Source organism: Burkholderia sp. 28_3 (genome assembly GCF_003253915.1).
Lineage (GTDB): Bacteria > Pseudomonadota > Gammaproteobacteria > Burkholderiales > Burkholderiaceae > Burkholderia > Burkholderia cenocepacia.
Genome location: NZ_QKZF01000004.1, coordinates 406929 through 432619, shown reverse-complemented (window position 1 = coordinate 432619; position 25691 = coordinate 406929). Strand labels below are relative to the sequence as shown.

The 25691-nt window shown below is 67.5% G+C and carries 26 protein-coding genes; 15 read left to right on the top strand and 11 right to left on the bottom strand.

The features are described from left to right. Positions 1-44: 44 nt before the first annotated feature. The 3 genes from DFS13_RS12755 to DFS13_RS12745 are packed head-to-tail and all read right to left on the bottom strand — an operon-like array spanning position 45 to position 2588. Entirely contained in the window at positions 45-377 is a 333-nt protein-coding gene (locus DFS13_RS12755) for a DUF2322 family protein (protein WP_006493310.1), read from the bottom strand. Positions 378-430: 53 nt separating this feature from the next. Further along, complete coding sequence (locus DFS13_RS12750; protein WP_111441768.1) at positions 431-1864, bottom strand: MFS transporter; 1434 nt, start codon at positions 1862-1864, stop codon at positions 431-433. A 22-nt stretch (positions 1865-1886) separates the two neighbouring features. Beyond that, positions 1887-2588 carry a flavin reductase family protein gene (locus DFS13_RS12745; RefSeq protein ID WP_077020766.1) on the bottom strand — a complete coding sequence of 234 codons (702 nt, stop codon included), beginning with the start codon at positions 2586-2588 and terminating at the stop codon, positions 1887-1889. A gap of 211 nt (positions 2589-2799) precedes the next feature. On the opposite strand from DFS13_RS12745, the gene DFS13_RS12740 reads away from it, so the two are divergent. Further along, positions 2800-3126, top strand: a complete 327-nt coding sequence (locus tag DFS13_RS12740; RefSeq protein ID WP_006485487.1) for a thioredoxin family protein — start codon at positions 2800-2802, stop codon at positions 3124-3126. A gap of 10 nt (positions 3127-3136) precedes the next feature. Next, a complete protein-coding gene (locus DFS13_RS12735; protein WP_111441797.1) occupies positions 3137-3556 on the top strand; it encodes a secondary thiamine-phosphate synthase enzyme YjbQ in 420 nt (139 codons plus the stop codon). Positions 3557-3620: 64 nt separating this feature from the next. Here DFS13_RS12735 and atsR read toward each other — a convergent pair whose 3' ends face one another. The 3 genes from atsR to DFS13_RS12720 all read right to left on the bottom strand — a co-directional run bounded on the left by atsR (position 3621) and on the right by DFS13_RS12720 (position 6890). Further along, entirely contained in the window at positions 3621-5441 is a 1821-nt protein-coding gene (gene atsR, locus DFS13_RS12730; protein ID WP_111441767.1) for a hybrid sensor histidine kinase/response regulator AtsR, read from the bottom strand. A 1-nt stretch (position 5442) separates the two neighbouring features. After that, the gene (locus DFS13_RS12725; RefSeq protein ID WP_006485477.1) at positions 5443-5946 is read right to left on the bottom strand and encodes a molybdopterin-dependent oxidoreductase; all 504 of its coding nucleotides are present in this window, start codon (positions 5944-5946) and stop codon (positions 5443-5445) included. Between the two features lie 68 nt (positions 5947-6014). Next, positions 6015-6890, bottom strand: a complete 876-nt coding sequence (locus tag DFS13_RS12720; protein ID WP_006485493.1) for a helix-turn-helix domain-containing protein — start codon at positions 6888-6890, stop codon at positions 6015-6017. Positions 6891-7254: 364 nt separating this feature from the next. Between DFS13_RS12720 and DFS13_RS12715 the strand changes: the two genes are divergently transcribed. From DFS13_RS12715 to DFS13_RS12705, 3 genes are all read left to right on the top strand, one after another. Further along, positions 7255-7842 (top strand): tetratricopeptide repeat protein, encoded by a 588-nt coding sequence (locus DFS13_RS12715; RefSeq protein ID WP_111441766.1) that lies wholly within the window; start codon positions 7255-7257, stop codon positions 7840-7842. Positions 7843-7964: 122 nt separating this feature from the next. Further along, complete coding sequence (locus DFS13_RS12710) at positions 7965-8792, top strand: hypothetical protein (RefSeq protein ID WP_006498538.1); 828 nt, start codon at positions 7965-7967, stop codon at positions 8790-8792. Positions 8793-8923: 131 nt separating this feature from the next. Beyond that, entirely contained in the window at positions 8924-9931 is a 1008-nt protein-coding gene (locus DFS13_RS12705; protein ID WP_111441796.1) for a hypothetical protein, read from the top strand. A gap of 199 nt (positions 9932-10130) precedes the next feature. Here the strand turns inward: DFS13_RS12705 and DFS13_RS12700 are convergent, their stop codons facing one another. Continuing rightward, positions 10131-11147, bottom strand: a complete 1017-nt coding sequence (locus DFS13_RS12700) for a 1-aminocyclopropane-1-carboxylate deaminase (protein ID WP_111441765.1) — start codon at positions 11145-11147, stop codon at positions 10131-10133. A 195-nt stretch (positions 11148-11342) separates the two neighbouring features. On the opposite strand from DFS13_RS12700, the gene DFS13_RS12695 reads away from it, so the two are divergent. From DFS13_RS12695 to DFS13_RS12670, 6 genes are all read left to right on the top strand, one after another. Beyond that, a complete protein-coding gene (locus DFS13_RS12695) occupies positions 11343-11843 on the top strand; it encodes an Lrp/AsnC family transcriptional regulator (protein WP_006495856.1) in 501 nt (166 codons plus the stop codon). 146 nt (positions 11844-11989) lie between these two features. Continuing rightward, positions 11990-13711 carry a ubiquinone-dependent pyruvate dehydrogenase gene (gene poxB / locus DFS13_RS12690; RefSeq protein WP_060212958.1) on the top strand — a complete coding sequence of 574 codons (1722 nt, stop codon included), beginning with the start codon at positions 11990-11992 and terminating at the stop codon, positions 13709-13711. 469 nt (positions 13712-14180) lie between these two features. Further along, entirely contained in the window at positions 14181-14771 is a 591-nt protein-coding gene (locus tag DFS13_RS12685; protein ID WP_111441764.1) for a class I SAM-dependent methyltransferase, read from the top strand. A gap of 153 nt (positions 14772-14924) precedes the next feature. Further along, positions 14925-16358 (top strand): alkaline phosphatase, encoded by a 1434-nt coding sequence (locus tag DFS13_RS12680; RefSeq protein WP_111441763.1) that lies wholly within the window; start codon positions 14925-14927, stop codon positions 16356-16358. Positions 16359-16390: 32 nt separating this feature from the next. Continuing rightward, the gene (locus DFS13_RS12675) at positions 16391-17782 is read left to right on the top strand and encodes an alkaline phosphatase (protein WP_111441762.1); all 1392 of its coding nucleotides are present in this window, start codon (positions 16391-16393) and stop codon (positions 17780-17782) included. Between the two features lie 16 nt (positions 17783-17798). Beyond that, positions 17799-18542 (top strand): hypothetical protein, encoded by a 744-nt coding sequence (locus DFS13_RS12670; RefSeq protein ID WP_111441761.1) that lies wholly within the window; start codon positions 17799-17801, stop codon positions 18540-18542. A gap of 105 nt (positions 18543-18647) precedes the next feature. On the opposite strand, the gene DFS13_RS12665 is transcribed toward DFS13_RS12670, so the two are convergent. Together DFS13_RS12665 and blaOXA are read right to left on the bottom strand one after the other, a co-directional pair. Beyond that, positions 18648-19787 carry an acyltransferase gene (locus DFS13_RS12665; protein ID WP_111441760.1) on the bottom strand — a complete coding sequence of 380 codons (1140 nt, stop codon included), beginning with the start codon at positions 19785-19787 and terminating at the stop codon, positions 18648-18650. Continuing rightward, on the bottom strand, positions 19784-20590 hold the full coding sequence (gene blaOXA / locus DFS13_RS12660; RefSeq protein WP_111441759.1) for an OXA-1043 family class D beta-lactamase: 807 nt from the start codon (positions 20588-20590) through the stop codon (positions 19784-19786). The genes DFS13_RS12665 and blaOXA overlap by 4 nt, the downstream gene beginning before the upstream one ends. Before the next feature lie 327 nt (positions 20591-20917). Here blaOXA and DFS13_RS12655 point away from each other — a divergent pair, with 327 nt between their 5' ends. Both DFS13_RS12655 and DFS13_RS12650 read left to right on the top strand, forming a co-directional pair. Then, the gene (locus DFS13_RS12655; protein ID WP_060212949.1) at positions 20918-21268 is read left to right on the top strand and encodes a hypothetical protein; all 351 of its coding nucleotides are present in this window, start codon (positions 20918-20920) and stop codon (positions 21266-21268) included. A gap of 128 nt (positions 21269-21396) precedes the next feature. Continuing rightward, a complete protein-coding gene (locus tag DFS13_RS12650; RefSeq protein ID WP_006492966.1) occupies positions 21397-21963 on the top strand; it encodes a hypothetical protein in 567 nt (188 codons plus the stop codon). Between the two features lie 27 nt (positions 21964-21990). Here the strand turns inward: DFS13_RS12650 and DFS13_RS12645 are convergent, their stop codons facing one another. After that, positions 21991-22866, bottom strand: a complete 876-nt coding sequence (locus DFS13_RS12645; protein ID WP_006485479.1) for a LysR family transcriptional regulator — start codon at positions 22864-22866, stop codon at positions 21991-21993. Positions 22867-23027: 161 nt separating this feature from the next. Here DFS13_RS12645 and DFS13_RS12640 point away from each other — a divergent pair, with 161 nt between their 5' ends. Both DFS13_RS12640 and DFS13_RS12635 read left to right on the top strand, forming a co-directional pair. Continuing rightward, positions 23028-24347: a DUF3422 family protein gene (locus tag DFS13_RS12640; protein ID WP_006495844.1), complete on the top strand. Its 1320-nt coding sequence runs from the start codon at positions 23028-23030 to the stop codon at positions 24345-24347. A 34-nt stretch (positions 24348-24381) separates the two neighbouring features. Beyond that, positions 24382-24582: a hypothetical protein gene (locus DFS13_RS12635; RefSeq protein WP_058902663.1), complete on the top strand. Its 201-nt coding sequence runs from the start codon at positions 24382-24384 to the stop codon at positions 24580-24582. Between the two features lie 106 nt (positions 24583-24688). On the opposite strand, the gene cynR is transcribed toward DFS13_RS12635, so the two are convergent. After that, positions 24689-25618 (bottom strand): transcriptional regulator CynR, encoded by a 930-nt coding sequence (gene cynR / locus DFS13_RS12630; RefSeq protein WP_006495842.1) that lies wholly within the window; start codon positions 25616-25618, stop codon positions 24689-24691. Positions 25619-25691: the final 73 nt, after the last annotated feature.

The following is a 25691-nucleotide window of genomic DNA, read 5'->3' as shown; positions in this document are numbered from 1 at the left end:
GTCGCGCGCGCCGCCTGGCGGCACGCGTACGTGTCGCCGCCGACTCAGTCCTTCGCGACGACGTCGATGCGCAGTGCGTCGCCGCCGGCCACGATCGCCAGCAGACGATCGACGTTCGGGTGCGCGCCCGGACGATTGCGTGCGTCGGCCGTATGCTCGGCGAACACCGCGAGCCCGTGCTCGGCCGCTTTCGCGTCGAGCGTGCCGAACGCCTGCTTCAGATAGTGGTACACCGCGAGCGAGCCCTGCTTGCCTGGCTGGTTCTCGATGGTCGCGACCACGTCGCCGTTCGCGCCGACGAGATCGATGCGCGCGATGCCGTCGATGGCCGGCAGTTGCGCGAGGTTGTCCTTGAATACTGGGGTCGGTTGAATCACTGAAAACACTCCGTCGGTTCGGTCATGGGCCAAGGTGCGTGGCCGGCCGTATCTTATCCGATCGGCCTCGGTGCGCCGGCCTGCGTGCCGGTGCCGGCCGTGCGCCACGCGAGCGCCGCGCCCCCGAGCTGCAGCGCGCTGCCCGTCAGCATCGCGACCCGCAGCCCCGACGCGCCGCCGCCGCACGCGTCGTACAGCGCGCCCAGCAGCGCGACGCCGAAGACCGCGCCGATCATCCGCGTCACGTTCATCAGCGATGCCGCGGTGCCGGCGCGCGCGGCGTCGACCGCGCCGACGGCCGTCGCGGCCAGCGAGCCGACCGCGAGGCCGAGGCCCGTGCCGGTCAGCGCGAGCCCCGCCTCGGCCCACGCGAGCATCGGCGCGTGCGGATTCGTCGACCCGGCCGCGCCGATGCCGATCGCGGCGAGCCCGAGCCCCATCAGCGCGACGCCGCCCGCGCCGGCCGTGCGTGCGCCGACGCGGGCCGCAACGGCACCGGAGCCGAACGACACGAGCGCGAACGGCACCGACATCGGCAGCAGCGCGAGGCCGGCACCAGTGGCGTCGAGCACGTGGTGGCTTTGCCATGCGAGCGGCAGCACGAACAGCATCCCGTAGCCGCCGAACGTCATCGCGCCGTTGCCGACCAGCATCCCGCGGAACGTGCGATTCGCGAACAGGTCGAGCGGCACGAGCGCGGCCGTGCCGAGTCGCCGTTCGATCCGTACGAACAGCGCGATCGCGGCCGCGCCGGTCCCGATCAGCAGCGCCGCGCGCAGCGGGTCGTGGCGCGCGTCGATCGTCGCGAATACGACGCAGCCGATCGCGATCGCACCGAGCACCTGCGCGGCCGGATCGAAGCGCCGGCCCCGCGGATCGGCCGATTCCGGCACGACGGCGCTGGCGAGTGCGATCGCGGCGATGCCGAACGGAATCACGACGCCGAAGATGCTGCGCCAGCCGAACGCGTGGATCAGCACGCCGCCGAGCGTCGGGCCGACGATCATCGCGATGCCGCCGCACGCGGCCCAGATGCCGAGCGCGCGTGCGCGTTCGGCCGGATCGCGCCAGAGCACGCGGACGATCGCGAGCGACGCGGGGATCAGCAGCGCGGCGCCCGCGCCGGCGAGCGCGCGGCCCGCGATCAGCACGCCCAGCGTCGGCGCGAGCGCGCACACGACCGACGCGCCGCTCAACACCGTCGCGCCGAGCACGAATGCACGCCGCCGACCGTACAGGTCGCCGATCAGGCCGCCCGTGAGCAGCAGCACCGCATACGCGAGGTTGTACGCGTCGATCACCCACTGCAGCGCGCTGACGCGGGCGCCGAACGCGGCGCCGATCGGTTCGGTCGCGAGATTGACGATCGCCGTGTCGATCTGCGCGATCAGCACGGCGATGCACAGCGCCGGCAGCACGAGGCGATGCCGGGCCGGCGCGGCGACATCGGCCGCCCGGGGGGCAGCAGGGCGGCGTATCGGATTCACAGGCGTTCTCCCGCGCGCTTCATTACCGTGCGCTACCGGCCAGCGTGCCCGCGTCGCGCGAACGCTCGATGTCGGGGCTGCGATACGCGCGTTCGGGAATCTCGGCGAGCCGCGACGGATGCACCTGCCGCGGCGCCAGCCCGTAGAACTTCTGGAAGCTCATGATCAGCGGCGACCACTTGTCCGGATCGATGCGGTCCGGATGACCGTCCATCAGCAGGTCGGGATGCGCGTGCACGCGCTGGATGCGCAGCTCGAACACGCGGATGCGGCCGCGCAGGTCGGGCGTGTCGTCGCCGATTCCGTAGGTGGCCGCGACGATCGCCTCCATGTGCACTGGGCATTCGAGCGCGCGCGGCGGCGTGACGGTTTGCGATGCCGCTTCGGTCAGCCCAGCCGTGCCGAACTTGTCCGGTTCGAATACGTAGCCCTTCGCGCGTTTGCCGTCGGGTACCGGGTACGTGCCCGTCGTGCGCGCGATCCGGTCGACCGCGTCCGCCTGCGCCGACGACGGCAGGTTCAGCACGCATTCGCCGGTGCGCAGCAGGTTGCGGGTGGTCTGCGAACTGGCAGCGATGCCGATCACGCCGCGCCAGCCGAGCCAGAACGCGGACGAGATCGGCGCGAGATTGGCCGTGCCGTTTTCGTTCAGCGTGCTGACCAGCACGACGGGCGTGCCGAAGTAGAGGATGTTCGGTTCGGTGACGCAATGCGGTGCATTCATGGTCGAGGCCTTTGTTGACGGGATCGGTTCCCATGCTGATCCCGTCGCGGCGATGCGGCGCTCCGAATCTTGTCGTGTCATTCCGGACGATGCGCGCGGACCGCGCCGGCAGCGCGCGGGCTTTTCCGCTACAGTAAGAAATCGAAGGCCGCACCCGCCCGCATCGCGCCGGCGCGTGCAGTCACGTTCCGCCAACGCACACGAGGGCCTGATGGACACCGAGCAACGCTACACCGCCAACGCGCCGACCCGCGCGGAAGTCGACGCACTGGGCGGCGCAACCGTCATCGAATTCGGCGCGAACTGGTGCGGGATCTGCGCAGGCGCGCAGCCCGCGATCACGGCGTCGTTCTCCGCGCATCCTGCCGTGCGGCACTTGAAGATCGAGGACGGCCCCGGCCGTCCGCTCGGCCGCTCGTTCGGCGTGAAGCTGTGGCCGACGCTGGTGTTCCTGCGCGACGGGGTCGAAGTCGCACGCGTCGTGCGCCCCGCCGACGCGAAACAGATCGAAGCCGACGGCTTCGCCGCGCTGGCCTGAGGTCATGGCGATGCAACAGGCCATCACGCACGTCGGCGTCGACACGCGCGGCGGCGGCCTCGTCGAAATTACGCCGCAGGTGCGCGCGTTCGTCGACCAGCAGGCGATCCGAACCGGCCTGCTCACGGTGTTCTGCCGCCATACGTCGGCGTCGCTGCTGATCCAGGAGAACGCGGATCCGTCGGTGCAGCGCGATATCGAACGCTATTTCGCGACGCTCGCGCCCGAGGACGACACGCGCTACGAGCACGACACCGAAGGCGTCGACGACATGCCCGCGCATCTGCGCACGGCGCTCACGCAGGTGCAACTATCGATCCCGGTCGAGCACGGACGCATGGTGCTCGGCACGTGGCAGGGGATCTATCTGTTCGAGCATCGTCGCGCGGCGCACCGGCGCGATATCGTGCTGCATCTGCTCGGCGAGTAGGCGAGTAGGCGAGTAGGCGAATCGCCGGGCAACGGGCACGCGTGATGCCGCGCCGGCGCGCGGCTCAGGCGAGCAGTGTCTCGACGAGCGCGCCGAGCTCGCGCAGGTGGACCGGCTTCGGCAGGAACGCGTCGAACACCCGCTGGTTCTCGCGCAGCGCCGCCGATTCATACGCGCTGACGCCGAGGATCGCCGGATGCCGACCGTTGTCGTCGGGTTCCGCCACCGCCCGAATACGCCGCGCCACGTCGAATCCGCTCAGGTCCGGCAGTTCGAGATCGAGCACGACGAGGTCGTAGCGACCCGTGCCGAAGCGCGCGACGCCTTCCTGCCCGGTGCCGCACAGATCGGCGTCGACGCCGAGCGCCGAGAGCATCGCGCCGAGCGTTTCGCGCGCGTTGTCGTTGTCGTCGACCACCAGCGCGCGCCGGCCGTGGTACGCCAGCGCGGGCGGCGGCGCGGGCGCATCGCCGGCGGCAGTGCCGGCCGTATCGACGCCCGGCACTTCGACCGGCAGCGTCACGACGAACTCGCTGCCTTCGCCGACCACGCTGCGCACGTCCACATGCCCGCGTAGCGTCGTCACGATTTCGCGCACGACCGCGAGCCCCATGCCGATCCCGTCGACGTGCAGCCCGACCGCGTCGTTCGCGCGATAGAACGGCTCGAAGATTTTCGACAGATGTTGTTTCGCGATGCCGGCGCCGGTGTCGCGCACGGCGATCTTCAATTGCTGGCCGGCCGCCGCGTCGGCAAGCGTGATCGCGACCGTGATCGAGCCGCCGACAGTGTACTTGACCGAGTTCTCGATCAGATTCGACAGCACCTGTCGCAGCAGCTTGCGATCGGAGCGGATCGCGAGGCCGGGCGGCTCGACGAGCTGCGTGACCGCGATCCGTTTCGCGACGATCTTCTCGCGTAGCGGTTCGAGCGCTTCGGCGAGCAGCGGCGCGATGCCGACGGTATCCAGTTCGGCGACGCGCTTCGTCGAGCGCAGCTTGATGTAGTCGGTGAGGTCCTTGACGAGCGCCTCCAGCGACAGCGCCGAATTCTGCAGCCGCCGGATCGTCTTCAGGTTCGCGTCGGACTGCGGGCGCGCGAGCAGGATCTCGATCGATCCGCAGATCGCCTGCAGCGGCGTGCGCAGTTCGTGGCTGACCATCCCGAGGAACGCGTTCTTCGCCTCGATCATCTCGAACGCGCGGTCTGACGCCTTGCGTTCCGCATCGAGCGCCGCGTTTTGCCGTTCGAGCAGGTCGTCGCGCGTGCGCATCGTATAGAACAGCAGCAGGAACAGCGCGCACAGGATCACGCCGAGCACGATGCCGAGGATCAGGATCGCGCGCTGCTTGTCCTTCAGTTGATGGAACGTGAAATCGCGCTGCGCCATTTCGATCGCGCGGAAGTAGTTCGCGAGGCCGTTGACCTTCGGCCAGTACGCGTTGACTTCGTCGATCACCTGCCGCGCCTGCTTCGGCGACTCGCGCAGCAGCGGCACCTCGCGCTTCAGGCGCATCATGAATTCGCCGAGCGCGTCGATCTCGTTGCGCGCGCGCGGGATGCGCAGCCAGTATTGGGACACTTCCGACGGCCGCTGCAGGAACCCGAACGACACCGACAGGCTGTCGAGCTGCATCTGCAGGTGATCGAAGTCGTCGTCCTCGCGCGTCGCGTAAAGAATCAGCTGACGATCGAAGCGCGTATAGACGTTTCGGTATTGCGCGGCGGTCCAGAACACGCCTTCGCGCGGCCCCTCGAGCACGCCCTCGTTGACCGAGGTGGCGAGGAGATCCCACAGCAGGAACGCCCACGCGGCGAACCCCATGATCCACAGCGAGCCGAGGACCAGGATGATTTTTCTATTTTTCCATCGCCGCCGCGTCATGTCACTTCACGGTCAGACCGATGATCTGCCACGCGAACTTGGCTTCGCCGAGCGGCGTCTTCAGCTCGTCGGGATACTGGTCTCGCGGATACATGATCCACAACGGGCCGTAGTTGTCGTTGCCGAGCACCTTGCCGTTCATCGTCCGCGCGAGGATCACGCCGTACTTGTCGGCGTCCGACACGGGAATCGTGAACGTGTATTCGTCGATGCAGCGAAATTCGATCTGCGTGCCGTGCGCGCCGACCGTCTTCAGCACGTCGGACAGGCGCGGGCCGGTGAAGGTCGCCTTCGGCGTCCAGCTCGTCGACGTGACGATCGTATGCTGCGGCAGCGCCATCAGCGCCTGCTCGGAAAAGACGTAGCTCATCTTTCCCTGCTGGTTGCTCTTGCTGATCTTGCCGTCGACGGTGAACGTGAACGACGACGCGGCCCACGCCGCGGTGGCCATCCCGAGCAGGCAGGTTGTCAGCAGGCTTTTGATCCAGATGGTTGAAATGCGCATGTTTTTCCCTCGGTCTTATGGTGCGTGTAGCGGGTTGTCGCGCTGGTCGCCGTTTCCGTGCTCGGTGCTCAGTTCGTCGCGGCCGCTGCCGCCGGCAGCGTGAGTTTCAGTTCGCGGGCGACTTCCGCGAACAGGATCGGCAGGCGCACGGGCTTTTCTTCGCAGCGCGCGTTGTAGTGCGACACGATGTGCGCAATCTCGTCCTCGCTCGCTTCGCCGGTCGAGATCTTGCCGGTCAGCAGGAAGATCGGCGCGCCGCTGTTCTCGCTCGAGCGGATGCCGCGCACGAGTTCGGCCGCCGTCTGGTCGCCGAGCATCCAGTCGAGGATGTAGCCATCGAAATCCTCGACCTCTAGCGCCTTGCGGAAGCTTGCGCCGTCGAAGTACGGAATCGCGTTCACGCCTTTCTCGATGAAGTATTCACAGACCGTTTCGGCGACGTCGTGCGAATCGTCGACCACGGCGATGCGCGCCGCGTACACGTTCGGCTGCGCCGAGCGCAGCTCGATCACGTCGACCGGATACGTGCGGCCCTCGCGCGCGTGCTCGCGTTCGGTGACGATCCATTCGCCTTGCCATTGCAGCGCGACGAAATCCGTTTCGATCTGGCTGGTCGCCTTCGTCGAGATCGCGGCGCGGCAGCGAAAGCGCTTCGACTCGATCACGAACGTCGCGTCGATCATCTCGGCCGCGGCCGGCTGCGTGCCCTTGTCGTCGAGCAGGATCGCGGGCGGCACGCCGAAGTGCGTCGCGATGTCCTGCAACTGCGACAGGTTCCACGGGATCAGGCCTTTCATCTTGCGCGTGACGACCGAGAAGCTCAGGCCGAGCACGTTCGCGATCGTCGTATTGTGACTGCGCGGCGGAATGCCGTTCCGGTTCAGGAGATCGCGCACCTTGTTGGCGGTGATGAGATCGACGTTGGCCTGCTCGGTGGTGGACATCTCGATGGGGTCTCCAGGGGTTTTGGGCGAGGTAGAGCATATCAAAGCTGACGTGTCACGCAAACTTCAAACACGCTAAGGGCCTTGACATGCCGTTTTTCTCCATTATTATTGCTCACCACGTCACTATTGTTTGTTGCGTCATGTTTGGAGATCGATTCCGGCCTTGGTCGGACAGCGAAAAGCGGCAGCAATGAAGTAGTGATGGAACGATTCGAAGAGAGAACCTGAGAGAGCCTAGGACTGCGTGTCGGCGTTGGCGGATGGAATTGTATCCGCTGCGCCGCGCGCAACCGGGTACGAGCTCGCGGGGTGGGATAGCTCGAAGCATTGCGGCGCCGATAAAAATTTGAGGAAAGTACCCATGTATCGCCGTTTACTCGCACCGGGGCTGTTGTTGCTGTTGGCCGCGTGCGCGCAGGATCCGTCCGTCACCGGGAACACGGTACGGATCTGCGACGACACAGGTTGTTCCGATCGCCCTAAAGATCAGGTCTCCTATCAAAAAAGGGACGAGGCGGAAGACCGCGAAGAGCCGCGCATCGCCGCGCTCAAGCAGACCGCGAAGACCCAGCCGAAGGCCGCCTACGACCTCGGCCTGCGCTATTTCCGCGGCGACGGCGTGCGCCAGGACAGCTACCAGGCGCTCAAGTGGATGCGCGAGGCCGCCGAACGCGGCGACCTGAACGCGCAGAAGGCGCTCGGCAGTTTCTACCTGTTCGGCCTCGAGGAAATGGGCTCGGATGCGCGCGAAGCGGAGAAGTGGCTGTCGATCGCGGTCGGCCGCGGCGACAAGGAATCGAAAAAGCTGCTCGATCTCGCGCGCAAGGCCAAGAAGGAAGACGAAGAAGACTGGAAATGGCGCACGCAATGGCGTGACGTCTATTACGGCTACTGGTACTCGGGCTATCCGTACTACGGCGTCTGGCAGCAGACGTACTGGTACTACTGACCGGGCATCGAGCAACGGGGGCAGCCGCGGGGAGACCACCATCGCGCGCCACGCCGGGGGGCTTATCGAAGTTCGCACGGACACATAAGCCGAACAACGACTCTAATCGATCGACAACGACAATGAAGACCAACCTTCTCCAACGTCTCACTCAAGGTGCGCTGGTTGCAGCGCTTGGCGCGTCCGTCGCGGGTTGCGGCGGCGTGGTGACGCCCGGCGGGCAGAACGCCGGCGTGACGGGCGCCGCGGCTGGCGGCGCGAGCGCCGGTGCCGATTCGCAACTGCAGCGCTGCACGTCGCCGCTCGGCACGATCGCGGTCGACGACGGCCGCAATGCCGACTGGTGGGGCCCGTTCGGCAGCGCGACCAAGATGACCACGATCGACCCGCTGCTGCGCCTGGCGGTGCAGCAGTCGAACTGCTTCGTGATCACGTCGATCGGCAACCAGAAGAGCGACGCGCGCCTGTCGCGCATCACGCAGCTGCAGCGCAACTCGGGCGAATACCGCGCGGGCTCGAAGCAGCAGAAGGGCCAGCGTGTCGCGGCCGACTACTACATGGAGCCGCAGATCGTGATCAACGATTCGCCGATCGGCGGGATCGGCAGCATGATCGGCGGGCTGATCGGCAACAGCGCGGTGGCGGCGGTGGCGGGCCACCTGCAGACGAAGGCGTCGGTCGTGACGCTGACGCTGTTCGACGTGCGCTCGGCGGTGCAGATCGCGGCGTCGGAAGGCAGCTCGACGGCGACCAACTACGGCGCGGCGCTGGGCGGCTTCGGTGGCGGCGTGGGTGGGGCGCTGGCGGGTTTCTCGTCGACGCCGGAAGGCAAGGCGACGGTCGTCGCGTTCATCGATGCGTACAACAAGATGGTCGTCGCGCTGCGCAGCTACAAGGCGCAGGACGTCAAGGGCGGGCTGGGCCGCGGTGGCCAGCTGCAGGTCAACTGACGTCGCCGGGCCGGCGAGGGCCGCCGGCCGATTGCCTTGATTCCTGATGTCCGATTCGTGAGGGTCGGTGCGTGCGGCACGATGCGCGCGCACCGGCTGCGTTCGTCCTGTTCGTTCCGAAGGTGATCCCGATGAAAGCCGTTGCACTGATTGCATTGACCTGCCTGGCACTGACCGCTTGCGGCGGTGGCGACGACAATTCCTCGCCCGCGGCGTCCGGCGGATCGGGCACGACCAACAACGGCGGCAGCGGCGGGACGGGCGGCACGGGTTCCGGCGGCAGCGGCGGTTCGGGTGGCTCGGGCGGCGTCACGCTGACGTGGCGCTACGAGGCGCAGCCTGTCGCGGCCGACAAGGCGAGCTTCCTGACGCTGATCAACAACGAAGGCGCGAAGGGCTATCGCTATCTGGGTGACTACTTCTACACTGCGGGCAATGGCGGAACGCAGTCGATCTTCGTGAACGATGGCAGCGCGCAGACCTACACATACCAGTTGCAGACGGCACCGGCCGACATGACGTCCTTCGTTAATGCGGCCAACGCGCAGGGGGCGAGCGGCTACCGCTACGAAGGGCCGCTCACGTACGGCGATCTCTATCGAAAGGATGGCGGTTCATCCGCCACCTACACGTACACGACGACTAGCCTGCCGGCCGATGCCAACGCGTTCCTCACGCAGGCGAACGGCCAGGGCCAGTCGGGCTACTGGTTGCTCGGCCCGCTGATGGTGGGCGCCGTGCAGGCGAACGTGTACATGAAGAATAACGCGTCGAACGCGACCTATACGTACGACGCGCTGGCGCCGACGTCGACCGTCAACGACTTCATTGCACAGGCCAACAGCGAAGGGGCGAAGGGTTATCGCGCGAAGGGCGGCATGGCATTCGGTACCGCGATCTCGTGGATCTACGTGAAGGACCAGACGCAGTCGCCGACCTTCACGTACCAGTCGGCCGCGATCCAGTCGACCGGCGCGAGCTTCGTGCAGCAGGCCAATGCGTTCGGCGCGCAAGGAGGCGCCTATCTGAGCGATCTGGCTCTGGGCACCCCCACGCCGGTGATGGCATCGTTCTATTTCACGCCGAAGAACTGCACGGGCTTCCTGTGCACGACGCTAAATCCGCTCACGCAGAATTAGGCGGGCGCGTTGCCCGCTGCTGCATTGCGCGAGTCGTTGCAACTAGCACGATCCGAGTACGTCGAATCGAGTGCCTCAGGTGCGCCACGTGATATGCGGCTGCATCTTTCGCCGCCGGCTTGCCGGCGGCATTTCAATTTATACGTGTGTCGGTTTGGGTACCGGGGCCGTTAAGTGCGAACTGTCTCGAAAAGCGACGTCACCCGTTGCGAAAAATCCCGTTATACGCACTCAACGCCGGCGCCCCGCCGAGATGCGCGTACAACACCTTCGACCCCGGCTCGAATTCCCCGAGCCGCACCTTGTCGATCATCCCGTGCATCGATTTTCCTTCATAAACGGGATCCGTCAGCATGCCTTCCAACCGCGCGCACAGCCGAATTGCTTCCAGCGTGCCGTCACTCGGTAGCCCATATTCCGGGCCGCCGTAACGCGTGTCGAGCACGACATCCCGTTCGACGATATCGCGGCCGAGCCCGACTAGCTCGGCCGTATGCCGTGCGATGCGCGTGATCTGTTCGCGCGTCTGTTCCGGCTTCGCCGAAGCATCGATGCCGATCACGCGGTCCGCGCGCCCGTCGGCCGCGAAGCCGACGACCATCCCTGCCTGCGTGCTGCCCGTCACCGAGCAGACGACGACGTAGTCGAACCTGAAGCCGAGCTCGGCTTCCTGCGCGCGCACTTCTTCGGCGAAGCCGACGAACCCGAGGCCGCCGAGCGGATGCTCGGAACAGCCGGCCGGAATCGGATACGGCTTGCCGCCCGCCTGTCGCACGCTCTCCATCGCTTCTTCCCAACTACGGCGAATGCCGATGTCGAAGCCGTCGGCTACGAGCCGCACGTCGGCGCCCATCATCCGCGACAACTGGATGTTGCCGACCCGGTCGTACACCGGATCTTCATAGTTGACCCAGTGCTCCTGCACGAGCACGCACTTCATCCCGAGATGCGCGGCGACGGCCGCGACCTGGCGCGTCTGGTTCGACTGCACGCCGCCGATCGACACGAGCGTATCCGCGCCTTGAGTGAGCGCGTCGGGAACGAGATATTCGAGCTTGCGCGTCTTGTTGCCGCCGAATGCGAGGCCGCTGTTGCAGTCCTCGCGCTTCGCATACAGCTCGACCTTGCCGCCGAGATGCGCGCTCAGGCGCTTGAGCGGCTGGATGGGCGTCGGGCCGAACGTCAGCGGGTAACGGGGGAAGCGTTGCAGATTCATCGGCGGGGCTCCGGAACAGGGGGCGAGGCGGAAATCGGATCGTTCGGGCGCGGCCGGCAGGCCGTGCTCCGATGACGAAAATGATAGGCAGAAGCACGGGAAATGAGCTTGCGAAATCAATTGCGGCAACCTACGTTATCGACGATATGAGCGGAAGATAAACAATTTCAATTCGTCTAAAACGAGGTTTGCGCAATGAAATTAGATCGAAGCAGTGCATCGCCGGCCGACGCCGCACCGGCGCTCGACCGCATCGACCGCGCGATCCTGCGGCAATTGCAGCAGGACGCGTCGATCTCGAACGTGAGCCTCGCGGCGAAAGTGAAGCTGAGCGCGCCGGCGTGCCTAAGGCGCGTCGAGCGGCTGAAGGAAATGGGGCTGATTCGCGGCATCGTCGCGTTGCTCGACCCGAAGCCGCTCGGCGCCGGGATGCTGGTCGTGATCGGCTTCGTGCTCGATCGCTCGACGCCGGAAACGTTTGCCGCGTTCGAGAAGGCCGCGCAGAAGGTGTCGGGGTGCGTCGAGTGCCATGTCGTGACCGGCGAGTTCGACTATTTCATGCTCGTGCGCACGCGCGACAACGACAGCTTCAATCGGCTGCACGCGGAACAACTGCTGTACCTGCCGGGCGTACGGCAGGTGCGTTCGTTCATGGTGCTCAAGGAGATCCTGTCGACCCATGCGTTGCCGCTGTAGCGCGGCGGGACGGCCGGTTTCGCGTCGGTCGGCCGCGCGGAACGAATCGCAATTGCACCGTTCATACGTCAGTTCGCGTCCTTGACTATCATGCGCCGATGCAGGGCAGTGGCTGCATGTCGCGACAACCCAACTGTGAGGGCATCATGGCAAGACAGACGATGGCGGAATACCTGGCGAAGACGCTGGCGGCAGCGGGCGTCGAGCGCATCTGGGGCGTGACGGGCGACAGCCTGAACGGCCTGTCGTTCAGCCTGAGCCAGCTCGGCTCGATCCGCTGGATGCACACGCGGCACGAGGAAAGCGCGGCGTTCGCGGCCGGCGCCGACGCCGCGTCGACCGGGCGGCTCGCGGTGTGCGCGGGCAGTTGCGGGCCCGGCAACCTGCACCTGATCAACGGGCTGTACGACTGCCACCGCAATCACCAGCCGGTGCTCGCGATCGCCGCGCACATCCCGTCCACCGAGATCGGTCTCGGCTATTTCCAGGAAACCCATCCGCAGGAGCTGTTCCGCGAATGCAGCCACTTCGCCGAACTCGTGACGAACGCGTCGCAGTTCCCGCGCGTGCTGGCGCGCGCGATGCGTACCGCGATCGACGAGCGCGGCGTGGCGGTGATCGTGCTGCCGGGCGACATCGCGCTCGGCGACGGCCCCGACGAAGCGCCCGCGTGGAGCGACGCGGCGCCGCCGGCGATCCTGCCGGCCGATGCCGACCTCGACCGGCTCGCGGCGCTGCTCAACGGGTCGGATGCGGTCACGCTGCTGTGCGGCAGCGGCACGCAGGGCGCGCACGACGAGGTGGTCGCGCTGGCCGACGCGCTCGGCGCGCCGGTCGTGCATGCGCTGCGCGGCAAGCAGTTCGTCGAATGGGACAACCCGTTCGACGTCGGGATGACGGGGCTGATCGGTTTCAGTTCCGGCTATCACGCGATGGAGTCGTGCGACACGTTGCTGATGCTCGGCACGGATTTCCCGTACAGGCCGTTCTATCCGGCCCACGCGAAGATCGCGCAGATCGACTGGAAGGGCTCGCAGCTCGGCCATCGCGCGCCGCTCGCGCTCGGGCTGGTGGGCACCGTGAAGGAAACGATCGCGGCGCTGCTGCCGCGGCTCACGCGCAAGACGCAGCGGCGCTTCCTCGAGAATGCGCTGAAGCACTACGCGGCCGCGCGCAAGGGGCTCGACGATCTCGCGGTGGCCGAGCCGCCGGGCCGCGCGATCCATCCGCAGTACCTGACGAAGATCATCGACGAAGTCGCGGCCGACGATGCGATCTTCACGGCCGACGTCGGCACGCCGACGCTTTGGGCGGCGCGCTACCTGACGATGAACGGCAAGCGGCAACTGCACGGCTCGTTCAACCATGGGTCGATGGCGAATGCGATGCCGCAGGCGCTCGGCGCGCAAGGTGCGCATCCGGGGCGGCAGGTCGTGTCGCTGTCGGGCGACGGCGGGCTGTCGATGCTGCTCGGCGATCTGCTGAGCGCGCGCCAGCTCAAGCTGCCGATCAAGATCGTCGTGTACAACAACAGCCTGCTCGGCTTCGTGTCGATGGAGCTGAAGGCGGCCGGCTATCTCGACACGAACGTCGACCTGAGCCCGACCGACTTCGCGGCGATCGCGAAGGGCGCCGGCATCTTCAGCGTGCGCGTCGAGCATTCGGAGAACGTCGAACACGCATTGCGCACCGCGTTCGAGCATGACGGGCCGGCGGTGGTCGACGTCGTCACGTCGAAGTACGAGCTCGCGATGCCGCCGAAGATCGAGCTCGCGCATGCGAAGGGCTTCAGCCTGTTCATGCTGCGCGCGATTCTCAGCGGGCGCGGCGACGAGATCGTCGAACTGGCGAGAACCAACTTGCGGTGACGGTGTATCGCGCGTCGTGCGGCGAGCGTGGCGCGCGGTTCGCAGGCGGGGCTGTACCGCCCACTTGCGCACGGTTTCGATGAACGGCGGGGGACAACGATATGGCGGCCGAAATGCTGGCCCCATTTCGGCCGCCGTACCGCTGACGGCCGGCGATCGCGCCGCGGTCGACACGGCGCTGCGGCAGGCCCGGTTGGTCGACGCGCGTTATCCCGCGCACTCGCGTCAGCGCATCGATGAGGGATCGGCAATCGACGGCCGATCCGGCACGAATTGGTCAGGAGAATCAGGGTCAATCTTCACGTCGTCTTAAGTTTGCGTTTCCTAGAATCGATTGATCGTCGCGTGTCCCGCGGCGGACCGATTCGCCCAGGAGGATGCGCATGAACCTTGCCCGTGTCGCCGTAGCCCTGTCCCGCGCAGTCGTCGGCCTGTCGCCGCCGACCGCGCACGCGCCGGAGGCCCGCCTATGACGTGGCCGAACGCGTGGCGTGTCTCGGCACTGTTCGTGCGCGAGTGGGTCGGCCGGCCGGCCGCGGTGGGCGCGTTGTGCCCGAGTTCGCGGCATCTGGCGCGCGAGATGGCCGACGCGGTGCCGGATGGCGACGGGCTGGTCGTCGAACTCGGCGGCGGCACCGGCGCGATCACCGCGGCGCTGCTGGAACGCGGCGTCGCGCCCCGGCGTCTCGTCGTCGTCGAACGCTCGCCGGCGTTCGTGCAGCATCTGCGACGGCACTTTCCCGGTATCTCGATCGTGTCGGGCGACGCACGGCAGCTCGAGCGGTTGCTGCCGCCGGGCGCGACGGTCGACGCGATCGTGTCGTGCCTGCCGCTGCGCACGCTGCCCCGTGAAGCCGTGGCGGCGATCGTCGGTCAATGCCATCGCGTGCTGTCGGCCGACGGCGTGATGATTCAATTCACCTACGACCTGCGCCCGCCAGGCCGTCATCCGCTCGGCGACTCGGCATTCGTTGCCAGCGGCAGCCGGATCGTCTGGGCCAATCTTCCACCTGCACGAATCGTCACCGTGCGCTGCGCCGCCGCCGCATACGCCGGCTGAGCCCGGTCGCGCGGGGCGCCCGGACGCGGCGCCTCGTTCCATCCTTTCATCAGCCATACCGATCCTTCCAGTTTCCATTCATCTTGCCGTCACATCGGCTTCCTACCATCGCCTTTCATTTCGAAAGCATCAACGGCGGGGGAGATCGGCAACATGAATCGAATCAAAATGGCGGCGCTGCTGTGTGCCGGCGCCTTTGCGCTGGCCGGATGCGGCAGCGACGACGGCCCGTCCAGCTCGACACCCACCCCGGTGAAGACGGCGGCGCGCAACGTGATCTTTTTCCTCGGCGACGGGATGGGGATGACGACGCTGACGGCGGCACGCATCTACGGCGTCGGTGAAGACGGCGCGCTGACGATCGATACGTTGCCGGAATCCGCGTTCGTGAAGACCTATTCGAACGATGCGCAGGTGACGGACAGCGCGCCGTCGATGTCGGCGTACATGACCGGGGTCAAGACCAACAACGAAGTGATCTCGATGTCGCCCGACACGAAGGCGATCGAGCCGAGCGCGGGCCTCACCGGCAACTGCGGCGCGAACAACGGCAAGTCGGTGTCGACGCTGCTCGAAATCGCGAAGGCGAACGGGATGGCGACCGGCGTCGTGACGACCACGCGCGTCACGCACGCGACGCCCGCCGCGACGTATGCGCACGTGTGCCACCGCGATGCCGAGAACGACATCGCCGCGCAGCTCGTGCCGGGCGGCGCGGGCTACAACGGCGCGCTGGGCGACGGCGTCGACGTCGTGCTCGGCGGCGGCGCGCAATTCTTCGTGCCGAAGGACGGCGGCGGCAAGCGCACCGATGGCCGCAACCTGGTCAACGAACTGAAGGCGAAAGGCTACGCGTTCGCGCAGAACCGCGACGACCTGCTGGCCGCCGATGCGACGAAGCGCGGCAAGCTGGTCGGCCTGTTCGCGTCGAGCCACATGAGCTACGACCTCGATCGCGGCGCGACCAGGGAGCCGAGCCTCGCCGACATGGCCACGCGCGCGCTCGACGTGCTGCAGGCCAACCCGAACGGCTATTTCCTGATGGTCGAGGGCGGCCGGATCGATCACGCGCTGCACGACACCAATGCGAAGCGCGCGCTGCAGGACACGATCGCGTTCGACAACGCGATCAAGGCGACGCTCGACAAGGTCCGCAAGACCGATCCCAACCTGACGAACACGCTGATCGTCGTCACGGCCGATCACGATCACACGCTGGTGCTGAACGGCTATGCGGCGCGCACCGGCAAGACGGAAGCGGGCAAGCCCGGCGTGCTGGGCGTGCTGCGCAGCTACCAGACGGGCGCGATCGCGAAGGACGCGGACGGCGCGCCGTACACGATCATCGGCTTCGGCAACGGCGAGAACCGCGTGCAGGGCAGCCGCGCGGGCACCGCGCTGACCGATGCGGTGACGGGCGCCGACGACTATCGCCAGGAGGCGGTCGTGCGAATGGACAAGGGCAACGAGACGCACGGCGGCACTGATGTGTTCCTGGGTGCGATCGGTCGCGGCGCGGATGCGTTCCACGGCGTGATCGAGAACAACAAGGTCTTCGAGCTGGTGCGCAACGCGGTGCAGCTTTGAGCGCCGACAACACGGGTACAGGGGAATACAGGATGTCGACCATCAAGTGCATCGCGGCGGCGCTGGCTGTCGCGGGTTTCGCGTGCGGCGCGGCGCAGGCCGCCGGCCAGGCGAAGAACGTGATCTTCTTTCTCGGCGACGGCATGGGGCCGACGACCGTGACCGCGAGCCGGATCTACAAGGTCGGCGAGTCGGGGCAACTGACGATGGAGAAGCTGGCCCGCACCGCGCGCGTCAAGACCTTCTCGAACGACGCGCAGACGACCGACAGCGCGCCGTCGATGGCCGCGTACATGACCGGCGTGAAGATGAACAACGAAGTGCTGTCGATGTCGTCCGACACGCGCGCGGTCGCGCCGGGCAGCGACGTCAACGGCAACAAGACCGTCAACCATTGCGCACCGGGCAACGGCCAGCCGGTCGCGACGCTGCTGGAACTGGCGAAGGCGCGCGGCAAGGCGGTCGGCGCGATCACGACCACCGAGCTCACGCATGCGACGCCGGCCGCGACCTATTCGCACATCTGCCATCGCGATGCGCAGTACGACATCGCCGCGCAGGCCGTGCCCGGCGGCGCGGGCTACAACGCGGCGCTCGGCGACGGCGTCGACGTGCTAATGGGCGGCGGCCGCAACCACTGGACGCCGTTCGACCCGGTGTCGAACAAGCGCGGCCGTGCCGACGGGCGCAACCTGCTCGACGAGATGAAGGCGAAGGGCTACACGGTCGTCGCGACCCGGGATCAGCTCGCGCAGGCCGGCAACGGCAAGCTGGTCGGTCTCTTCAGCTCGACGAGCCATCTCGAGTACGAACTCGATCGCGTCGCGGGCAAGGGCGAAGGGCCGACGCAGCCGAGCCTGGCCGACATGACGTCGAAGGCGATCGACGTGCTGTCGAAGAATTCGAACGGCTATTTCCTGATGGTCGAAGGCGGCCGGATCGATCACGCGCTGCACGGCACTAACGCGAGGCGCGCGCTCGAAGACACGGCGGCGTTCGACGAAGCGATCCGCGTCGCGCTGTCGAAGGTCGACCTGGCGAATACGCTGATCGTCGTGACGGCCGACCACGACCACACGATGACGATCAACGGCTATTCGAAGCGCGGCAACCCGATTCTCGACATCAGCCGCAACTATCGCGACGGTCAGCCGAGCAAGGATGCCGACGGCAATACCTACACGACGCTGGTGTTCGGCAACGGCGCCAACCGGCCGAACGTGCGCGCGTCGGTCGATTCGGCCACCGCGATGAACGAAGCGTACCTGCAGGAAGTCGGCGTGCGGATGGGCAGCGCGGGATCGGAGACGCACGGCGGCGGCGACGTGATGCTGTTCGCCGACGGCGCGGACGCGAAGGCGTTCAAGGGCACGATCGACAACACGAAGGTGTTCGGTCTCGTGCGCTCGGCGTTCGGCTTCTGAGCCGGGTGACGTCACGATGAAACGTCAGCTTCTCTGCGTGCTCGCTTGCGGGTGGGTGTCACTGCCCGCGGTGGCCGCCGCCGATCTCGACGCCGTGCTGCAGCACGAAAGCCGCACGGTCACGGCCGACGGCGTGACGCGCACGACGCTGTATCGTGAACGGATGGTGCGGCGCGACGACCACGTGTGGGTCGAGCGCGTGCTGCCCGCGGCGGCGGCCGGTGGCGAGCATGGCGACGATCACGGTCATGACCACGATCACGATGCGGGTCGCCGCGCCGGGGTAAAACCGGCCGCGGCCCACGCCGGCCACAAGCATTTCAACTTCCAGGCCGCCGCGCGGCACGTCACGTACGACGGCAAGTCGGCTCGCATCGAGTACGTGGACGTGGCGAACCGGACGGTCGTCAGCGTGCCGCCGGCCGAGTACGAAACCACGGGCTTCGACGGCTCGTGGGACAACGCGTACTACGTGACGCCGCCGTCGCAGTTGAAGCGGCTCGCGGTCGCCAAGCGTGGCGACGCGCCCGGCACCGTCTGGTACGAGCAGGCCGTGGACACGCCCGGCGCGCGCGGCGCGAACCGGATTCTGTGGAGCGAGCGGTTGCAGGCGCCGCTGTCGGTCGAATACCGCAGCGCGGACGGCCGCGTGACGCGCAAGCTGACGTTGACGCCGGCGCCGGCCGCGCGGCGGGACCCGTTGCCGTGGCAGACGCTCGCCGGCTATTCGCGCAAGGAATACGCGGACTATCTCGATTGAGCGACGCGGCGCAAGCGGCGCTTGCGGTCGGGCCGGCCGGTATCGTGCAGGCGATACCGCGTGGCCCTGGCCGCTTCCGCCTTGTTCGCCGCGACGTGCGGGAAGCTAGACGCGCACGCTGTCCGTCACTGGCGCCGCGGGCCGCGACGCGGCACGCTTGATGAAGCGGTCGAGCGGCGTCGCATAGCCGCGCGCGATGACCGCACTCACGCCGGCCGACAGCGCCAGATACGCGACGAGCAGCACCAGCTTGCCGTCGCCATGCGTGGCAGACGGCGGCCAGAACGTGCGCAGCGCGCCGAGCACGATCAGATGGAACAGATACAGCTCGTAGCTGAGCCGGCCGCTCCAGCGCAGCGGCGCGAGCAGGCGACCGCGAGCGGGGGCGCGTTCCGCATGGGCGCCGATCAGCAGCACGGCCGTGCCGAGCGCCATCGCGGACACGCCGAGCACATGGCTTTCGGCGATCGGCCACGCGAGATAGAGCGCGGTCATCAGTGTCGCGACAAGCCACTGCACGGGCGTGGCTGCAAGCTTGCGCCATTGCGCGCGTTCGGCGAGCAGCGCGGTGCAGCAGCCGATCGCGATGCCGTCGAAGCACGCGAAGTACGCATAGAGGAACCCGCCTTCGTCACCCGGATGCGTGTAGCGGTACACGGGACCGATCGCGGCGATCAGCAGCCAGAACGCGAGCAACCGCGTGTCGCGACGCAGTGCGATGCACAGCAGCGGAAACGACAGGTAGAACACCTCTTCGACCGACAGCGACCACAGCACGCCGAGCGCGTAGTTGACCCATCCGTACGCGCCGATCAGCACGTTCATCCAGAACGTGAGCGACGCCAGATTCACGAGCCAGTACGACACGGCGACGCCCTGCGGCGCGTGGTTCGCGAAGATCGGCACGCCGGCCGCCGCGAGGCCGTTGACGAGCGCGAGCAGCAGAAGCAGGCACGGGACGATCCGCGCGATGCGCGACACGTAGAACGCGCGCACGTCGAGCGCGCCGAGGCTGCCCCAGCGGCGGCGCGCGTTCGACGTGATCAGGTAGCCCGAGATCGCGAAGAACATGGTCACGCCGTAGTTGCCGTTGCGCACGATCGCATGGATCGTGTCCCAGCCGGGCACGCGCGCGAGCGCGGTGTCGCGCAGCGAATACGCGATGTTGAAGTGATGCAGCAGCACGAGCAGGATCGAGATGCCGCGCAGCAGGTCGATGCGGGCGTTGCGGGGCGCGGCGCTCATTGCGGCCGGGCCGGTTCGGCGAGCGTCGGCAGCGCCGCGAGGAACGTGTCGCGCGCGCGCAGGCCGGCATTCGGCGTCTGCCGCGCGTCGTCCTGGATCAGGTTCGCGAACACCAGCGTGCGCGCACCCTGCGTCGCCCAGCCGACGAACCAGCCGTATGCGTGTGCGGCGTCGTACTGGATACCGGGCGAGCCGGTGCCGGTCTTGCCGTGTACCGTCCAGCCGCCCGGTTGCGCGTCGATCAGCGTGATGCGCGCCATCATGTCGTACGCGTGCGCGCTGACGGGCAGCGTCCGTTGCGCGATCCTGCGCATGAACGCGACCTGTTCGAGCGGCGAGATGCGTAGCGACGCATTGACCCACGCGCCCATCACGCCGGGCCGTTCGCCCTCGTTGCTGGTGACGTCGGCGTTGCCGTAGCCGAACGCGCTCGTGTACTGCTGGAAGCGCGCTTGCCCCAGCGCCTGCGTGACCTGCTGCGAATACCAGAAGATCGACAGCTTCATCCAGCGTGCCGGGTCGGTCGGCTCGCGCCACGGCGCACCGCCCCAGTCGGGGTAGCCGGCATGGAAATCGAGCGTGGGCGTGTGCGCGTCCTTCAGCACGCCGGCGTCGAAGCCCATCAGGCCGATTGCGACCTTGAACGTCGATGCCGGCGTCACGCGGGTCGTGCAATCGCCCCGCTGCACGAGCACCCTGCCGGTGGCGGCGTCGGCGACGACCGTGCAGACGGGATGGGCGCCGGAAGACGCGGCGGCCAGGAGGCCGGCGAAGGCGAGCAGCGCAGGGCGCCAGGGCTTCAAGTGCAACTCCTTGGAAAGGTGCGGACGGTGCGCGGGGCGGGCGGGAAGCGGCAGGCCGTGCGCGATCGAAGCCGGCGGCAGGCATCGGTGACATCGATCGAGGCCGTCGGGACGGCTCACAGTGTATCGGCGGATCGCCGGCTGTCGACCTGTCATGGTTGACGGGCACGCGCGACGGCCGAGCGGCCGTATCACGTCGTCAAGACGGGCCAGGGCCCGGCCGGCATGCCGTTTTTTGCACGGGCACACCGTTTTTTTGCACGGCGTTTATATGGTCCCTTCTAAGCTGGGGACGTGTTGACAGCCGGGACGGCTTCCGTCCGCGCCATGACCTTCATTCATCCCTTTCCCGCGTTCGATGTCGCCGGCCGCCGGTTGCGCGCCGGCCCATCCGGCCACGTCGTACCGTTCGCGCCGCCGCGCCCGCGCCTGCAACTGCCGGTCACGCTGACGGCCGGCTCCGCCGCGGCCGCGCACGCCCGGCTTGCCGCATTGCTGCATTCCCCGCTCGGCGTGTACGTCGTCAGCGCCCGCGCGGTGCGCAACGTGATCCATGTGCATTTCGACATCGCCGCGGAAGATCTGGATTTCACGCTGCACACGCTGATCGCGCAGCAAGTCGATGCGGTAATCGGGCCGATCGCGCGCCGGTTGCGGCTCCCGGCCGACGCCCGCTGAGCCGGGAACGGCGATTGCTTGGCTAATCCGCCGCCGATTCGCCGGCCGCGGCGCTGTTCGCCGGCTGGCGATGGTGGACGTTTGTGCGCTGCGTCGAACGCGGCGCGACCCCTGAACAGGGAGGGCCCATGTACCTTACGGAAGAAGTGCGTGTTGCGCGCCCGGCTGCCCGTCGCGCGCATACCGCGGCGTTGCCGTCGGGCAGGCAGCTTGCCCGGCAGTTGACGGTGACGGTTCGCGCGGCGGACGTGCTGCTGCGCCAGGCGATTCGCGTGCCCGATCGCCATCAGTGGTCGGTCGACGCCGAACGCGTCGACGCGGCCGGCGGGCCGCTCGCCGCGTGGGATTCCCACGTGACGTTCCGCATCGTCAAGGCATTCGCACCGGCGTTCGATGCGGATGCGTGTGCGGCCGACCCCGATCAAGCGGCGGTCGAGATCCGATTGTTTCTTCCCGAACAGGCTTACGTCGCCGAACGGCGTATCGGCATCTTCGGCCGCCGGCACGGCCAGCGGTTCAGCGCGACGCTGTCGGTCACGGCCGGCTCGCAGTGGGGCGGCCGGCGCAGCGAGCACGTTCCGCCTGCCGGGCGACACGTGCACGGCGACACGCTGGAAGCGCTCGTCGATACGGTGGCCGGCATCGTCAACGCGGCGTTGCGCGCGGCCGGGCATGGCGCGACCGGCCATCGCTGACCTTGCTGCGAGCCGGCGCCGGCGTGCTCACGCGTCGCCGGTCTGCCCGGTCTGCCGCTGCAGGTCTTCCATCAATTGTTCCGCGAGGAAGTCGCACGGCGGCCGTTTCGACTTGGTGCTGCGCGCGAGGATCAGCTCGAGCGGCGGCAGGTCGGGCAGCCCGTGCGAGCGGCCGAGCATCGACAGTTGCGCGGGAATCGCGCAGCGCGCGAGCGGCGCGACCGCGAGGCCGGCCTCGACCATGCTGAGCAGCCCGAGCAGGCTCGGGCTTTCATACGACGTGCGATAGGGGACTTTCGCGCGTTCGAGGCTGCGGATCGCGTTCTCGCGCGCGACGCTGCCCGGCATGAACACCGCGATCGGCAGCGGCCGTTCCTCCCAGACGCGCGGCCCGTTCGTCATCGCGGCCCACGCCATCGGCTCGTGGCGAATGAAATCGCCCGACAGCCCCTTGATGCGCGTGCCGCACACGAGATCGACGGTGCCTTCCTTGATCAGCGGCGCGAGCGCGCTGCTCGGCAGCCCCATCACCTGGATCTCGACCTTCGGGTAGGTCGCGGAGAATTTCTTCAGCACCGACGGCAGCAGCGACGACGCATAGTCGTCCGGCACGCCGATCACGACCTTGCCGGTCACTTCCGGCCGCACCACGGCCGCCCATGCCTCGTCGCGCAGCGCCAGCATTCGTCTGGCGAATCCCAGCAGCACCTCGCCCTCGCGCGTCAGCACGATGCTGCGCGGCTTGCGCACGAACAGCGGCCGGCCGATCGCGTCCTCCAGGCTCTTGATCTGCATGCTCACGGCCGACTGCGAGCGGTTCACGGCCTCGGCCGCGCGGGTCATGTTGCCGGTTTCCGCGACGGCGACGACGGTGGCCAGCACGTCGTGATCGAGCATCTTCATGGGTATCAGGAAAACTGAACGTAACGATCAGCATTATGCGTTTTTATTGTTGCTGTGTGTCTGCCATAGTGCGATCACGCTGGTGTTTCGCCCCAGGGCGGCGCGGCGTTCAGGCCGGTTGATCCGGCGTGCAGCACCGAACAAGGAAGCGTGGTGTATCGATGATCGACCATCCGTTGCGCGCCGCACTGGCCGCGGAATTGCATGCCCGGCCGTTCCTGCGGCTCGCCGAAGCCGTGTCGCTCACGCATTACGCGATCTATGCGGACGGCCAGCCCGACATCCACGAAACGCTGCTGCACGCGCTGTGCCGCGACACGGGGATCGACGCGCCGCACGAAGGCGCGACGCACCATGCGGTGCAGTCGCCGTGCGGCTGGTACCTGAAGTGGGAGCGCCACACCGAATTCTCGACCTTCACGTTCGTCGCGCCGCGTCGCGACACCGGTTATTTCGACGATCGCGCGATCGCCGGCATTCCGGCCGCGTGGTTCGCGCGGCTGGCCGGCATCCGCTTCGTCGCGGTACGGATGGAACTGCTGTCGGGCGACGCCGCGCGGCGCGTGTGCGGCGACCTGCGGCGCTGGATCGACGGGCCCGCGCTCGTCGGCAGCCACGTGCTCGGCGGCGGCAAGGTGTTCTGCGACTGGCACGTGCGCGACGACGGCTTCATGCGCTTTCTCGTCGTCGACGAGGATTTCCGCGAGGAGCAGGGCGGCCGGCTGTTGCAGCGTCTGTACGAAATCGAGACGTACCGGATGATGGCGCTGCTTGCGCTGCCCGTCGCGCGCCGGATGAGCCGCGAGCTCGACGAGATCCATGCGGCGCTGCATGCGCTGATGCAGCGGATGGACGCGAGCGGCGCCGACGGCGACGACGCGGCGTTGCTCGTCAAGCTCACGCATCTCGCGGTGCGGGTCGAATCGTTGTCGGGATCGGGGGCGCGCTTCAGCGCGTCGCGTGCGTACGAAAAGCTCGTGCTCGCGCGTATTCAGGAGTTGCGCGAGGAGCGTATCGAAGGCATGCCGACGCTCGCCGAATTCATGGAGCGGCGCTTCGCGCCGGCGATGGAAACCTGCCGCAGCGTGTGGGCGCGCCACGAACAGATCGCCGCGCGAATCGCGCGGGCGGTCGACCTGCTGCGCACCCGCGTGAATCTCGCGCAGGAAAAGGACGTCACGCGGCTCCTGGCCGGCATGGAGCGCACCGCGCGCAACCAGCTTCATTTGCAGCACGCGGTCGAAGGGCTGTCGGTGGCCGCCATTTCGTACTACGTGCTGTCGCTCGCGACCGCGGCGTTCAAGGCGCTGCACGTGATGAACCTGCCGGTCGATCCCGAACTGGCGGAAGGGCTGTTGATCGCGCCGGTCGTGTTCGCGGTGATCCACATCACGCGGCGCACGCGCGCCCAGCTGGCGCGGTCCGAGGCGGCGCACGACGGCGCGCCTGTGCAGGCGGTTGCGTTGAAGCAGGCCAGCTAGACCATCAACGACATATCAAAGCAAAGGAATGGAGATGACTTTCATGCAAACGCAATCCGACTGCCTCAGCGGCATCGATGCCTTCGATCAACCGGTTCGGGACGAAGCCGGCGCGCCGGAAGCGGGGCGCGTCACTTCGTATCAGGCCGTGCTGCAGGAGCCGACGACGTCGCTCGTCGGCGGCGCGATCGACCGGCCGGAGGTCGCGGCGGTGGCGATCCTCGGGTACAACTGACGCGCGTTCCCTGCGCGTCGGATCAACGTCACGCGGGCGTTTCGGTCGAGTGAAACGCCGGACGTCCGCGCGGGACGGCGTTGCTTGCCGTCGCGCATGACGGCATTCAGCCGGACGCCTTGTTGCGCGTCGCACGCGCGCTGCCTTCCCGCCTCGATCTTTCCGCCCCGTGCGCGAGCGCCAGCTCGACGAACGCACGCGCGGCCGCACTCCGATACGCGCCCCGGCGCTGCAACAGCACGGCCGTGCGCCGCAGCACCGCCGGATCGAGCGCGACGGCAACGAGATCGTCGTGCTCGACGGCGATCGTCGCCGGCAACAGCGTCGCAAGCGTCGTGCGGCGCACGATCTCGATCACCGCACCGAGCGAATTCGCTTCCATCAGCACGCGCGGCTGCACGTCGTGCGCGCGGAAATAACGGTCGATCTGCGTGCGCGTCGCGAATTCCGCGGTGAGCAGCACGAGCGGTGCGTCGTGCAGCGCGCGCAACCCGGCCTTGCGTTTGCCGCCGAGCGCGTGCCCGCGGTTCACGACGAGTGCGAGTGTTTCGACCAGCAGCGTTTGCGCGTCGATATCCGCCGTCTGCACGTCCTCGAAGGCGATGCCGACATCGAGCTCGTCGTCGACGAGCAGCGCCTCGATCCGCTCCTGCGACATCTCGCGCACCGACAGCGACACGTCCGGATAGCGGCCGTGAAACGCCTCGACGAGCGGCCCGACGAGATAGCTCGTGAAGGTCGGCGTGACCGCGAGGCGCAGCGAGCCGCGGCTCAGATCCTGCACGTCGTGGATCGCACGCCGGCCTTCCGCGAGATCGTGCAGCGCCTGCCGCGCATAGCGGAAATACACGTCGCCGGCATCGGTCAGCCGCGTGACGCGCCCGGTGCGGTCGAACAGTTGCGCGCCGAGCGTGTCCTCGAGCTGGCGGATCTGCTGCGACAGCGCGGGCTGCGACACGTGCAGCGCGGCGGCCGCGCGCGTGAAGCTGCGATGTTCGGCGACGGCCAGGAAGTAGTGGATGTGACGCAGCAGCATGGCGGTTCCCATAAGTCGTGCTTATCCGGTGGATCATAAATCAGTCTTTTACGTTATCGGAAGTCGGGCGTAA

Bases quoted from the DNA above. Each gene is read 5' to 3' on its own strand.
- DFS13_RS12745 (WP_077020766.1), bottom strand. From the start codon at position 2,588: ATGAATGCACCGCATTGCGTCACCGAACCGAACATCCTCTACTTCGGC.
- DFS13_RS12740 (WP_006485487.1), top strand. From the start codon at position 2,800: ATGGACACCGAGCAACGCTACACCGCCAACGCGCCGACCCGCGCGGAA.
- DFS13_RS12670 (WP_111441761.1), top strand. From the start codon at position 17,799: ATGAAACGTCAGCTTCTCTGCGTGCTCGCTTGCGGGTGGGTGTCACTG.
- cynR (WP_006495842.1), bottom strand. From the start codon at position 25,618: ATGCTGCTGCGTCACATCCACTACTTCCTGGCCGTCGCCGAACATCGC.
- DFS13_RS12645 (WP_006485479.1), bottom strand. From the start codon at position 22,866: ATGAAGATGCTCGATCACGACGTGCTGGCCACCGTCGTCGCCGTCGCG.
- DFS13_RS12735 (WP_111441797.1), top strand. From the start codon at position 3,137: ATGCAACAGGCCATCACGCACGTCGGCGTCGACACGCGCGGCGGCGGC.
- DFS13_RS12635 (WP_058902663.1), top strand. From the start codon at position 24,382: ATGACTTTCATGCAAACGCAATCCGACTGCCTCAGCGGCATCGATGCC.
- poxB (WP_060212958.1), top strand. From the start codon at position 11,990: ATGGCAAGACAGACGATGGCGGAATACCTGGCGAAGACGCTGGCGGCA.
- DFS13_RS12640 (WP_006495844.1), top strand. From the start codon at position 23,028: ATGATCGACCATCCGTTGCGCGCCGCACTGGCCGCGGAATTGCATGCC.
- DFS13_RS12725 (WP_006485477.1), bottom strand. From the start codon at position 5,946: ATGCGCATTTCAACCATCTGGATCAAAAGCCTGCTGACAACCTGCCTG.
- DFS13_RS12695 (WP_006495856.1), top strand. From the start codon at position 11,343: ATGAAATTAGATCGAAGCAGTGCATCGCCGGCCGACGCCGCACCGGCG.
- DFS13_RS12720 (WP_006485493.1), bottom strand. From the start codon at position 6,890: ATGTCCACCACCGAGCAGGCCAACGTCGATCTCATCACCGCCAACAAG.
- DFS13_RS12715 (WP_111441766.1), top strand. From the start codon at position 7,255: ATGTATCGCCGTTTACTCGCACCGGGGCTGTTGTTGCTGTTGGCCGCG.
- DFS13_RS12705 (WP_111441796.1), top strand. From the start codon at position 8,924: ATGAAAGCCGTTGCACTGATTGCATTGACCTGCCTGGCACTGACCGCT.
- atsR (WP_111441767.1), bottom strand. From the start codon at position 5,441: ATGACGCGGCGGCGATGGAAAAATAGAAAAATCATCCTGGTCCTCGGC.
- DFS13_RS12675 (WP_111441762.1), top strand. From the start codon at position 16,391: ATGTCGACCATCAAGTGCATCGCGGCGGCGCTGGCTGTCGCGGGTTTC.
- DFS13_RS12680 (WP_111441763.1), top strand. From the start codon at position 14,925: ATGAATCGAATCAAAATGGCGGCGCTGCTGTGTGCCGGCGCCTTTGCG.
- DFS13_RS12650 (WP_006492966.1), top strand. From the start codon at position 21,397: ATGTACCTTACGGAAGAAGTGCGTGTTGCGCGCCCGGCTGCCCGTCGC.
- DFS13_RS12685 (WP_111441764.1), top strand. From the start codon at position 14,181: ATGACGTGGCCGAACGCGTGGCGTGTCTCGGCACTGTTCGTGCGCGAG.
- DFS13_RS12655 (WP_060212949.1), top strand. From the start codon at position 20,918: ATGACCTTCATTCATCCCTTTCCCGCGTTCGATGTCGCCGGCCGCCGG.
- DFS13_RS12700 (WP_111441765.1), bottom strand. From the start codon at position 11,147: ATGAATCTGCAACGCTTCCCCCGTTACCCGCTGACGTTCGGCCCGACG.
- DFS13_RS12710 (WP_006498538.1), top strand. From the start codon at position 7,965: ATGAAGACCAACCTTCTCCAACGTCTCACTCAAGGTGCGCTGGTTGCA.
- DFS13_RS12665 (WP_111441760.1), bottom strand. From the start codon at position 19,787: ATGAGCGCCGCGCCCCGCAACGCCCGCATCGACCTGCTGCGCGGCATC.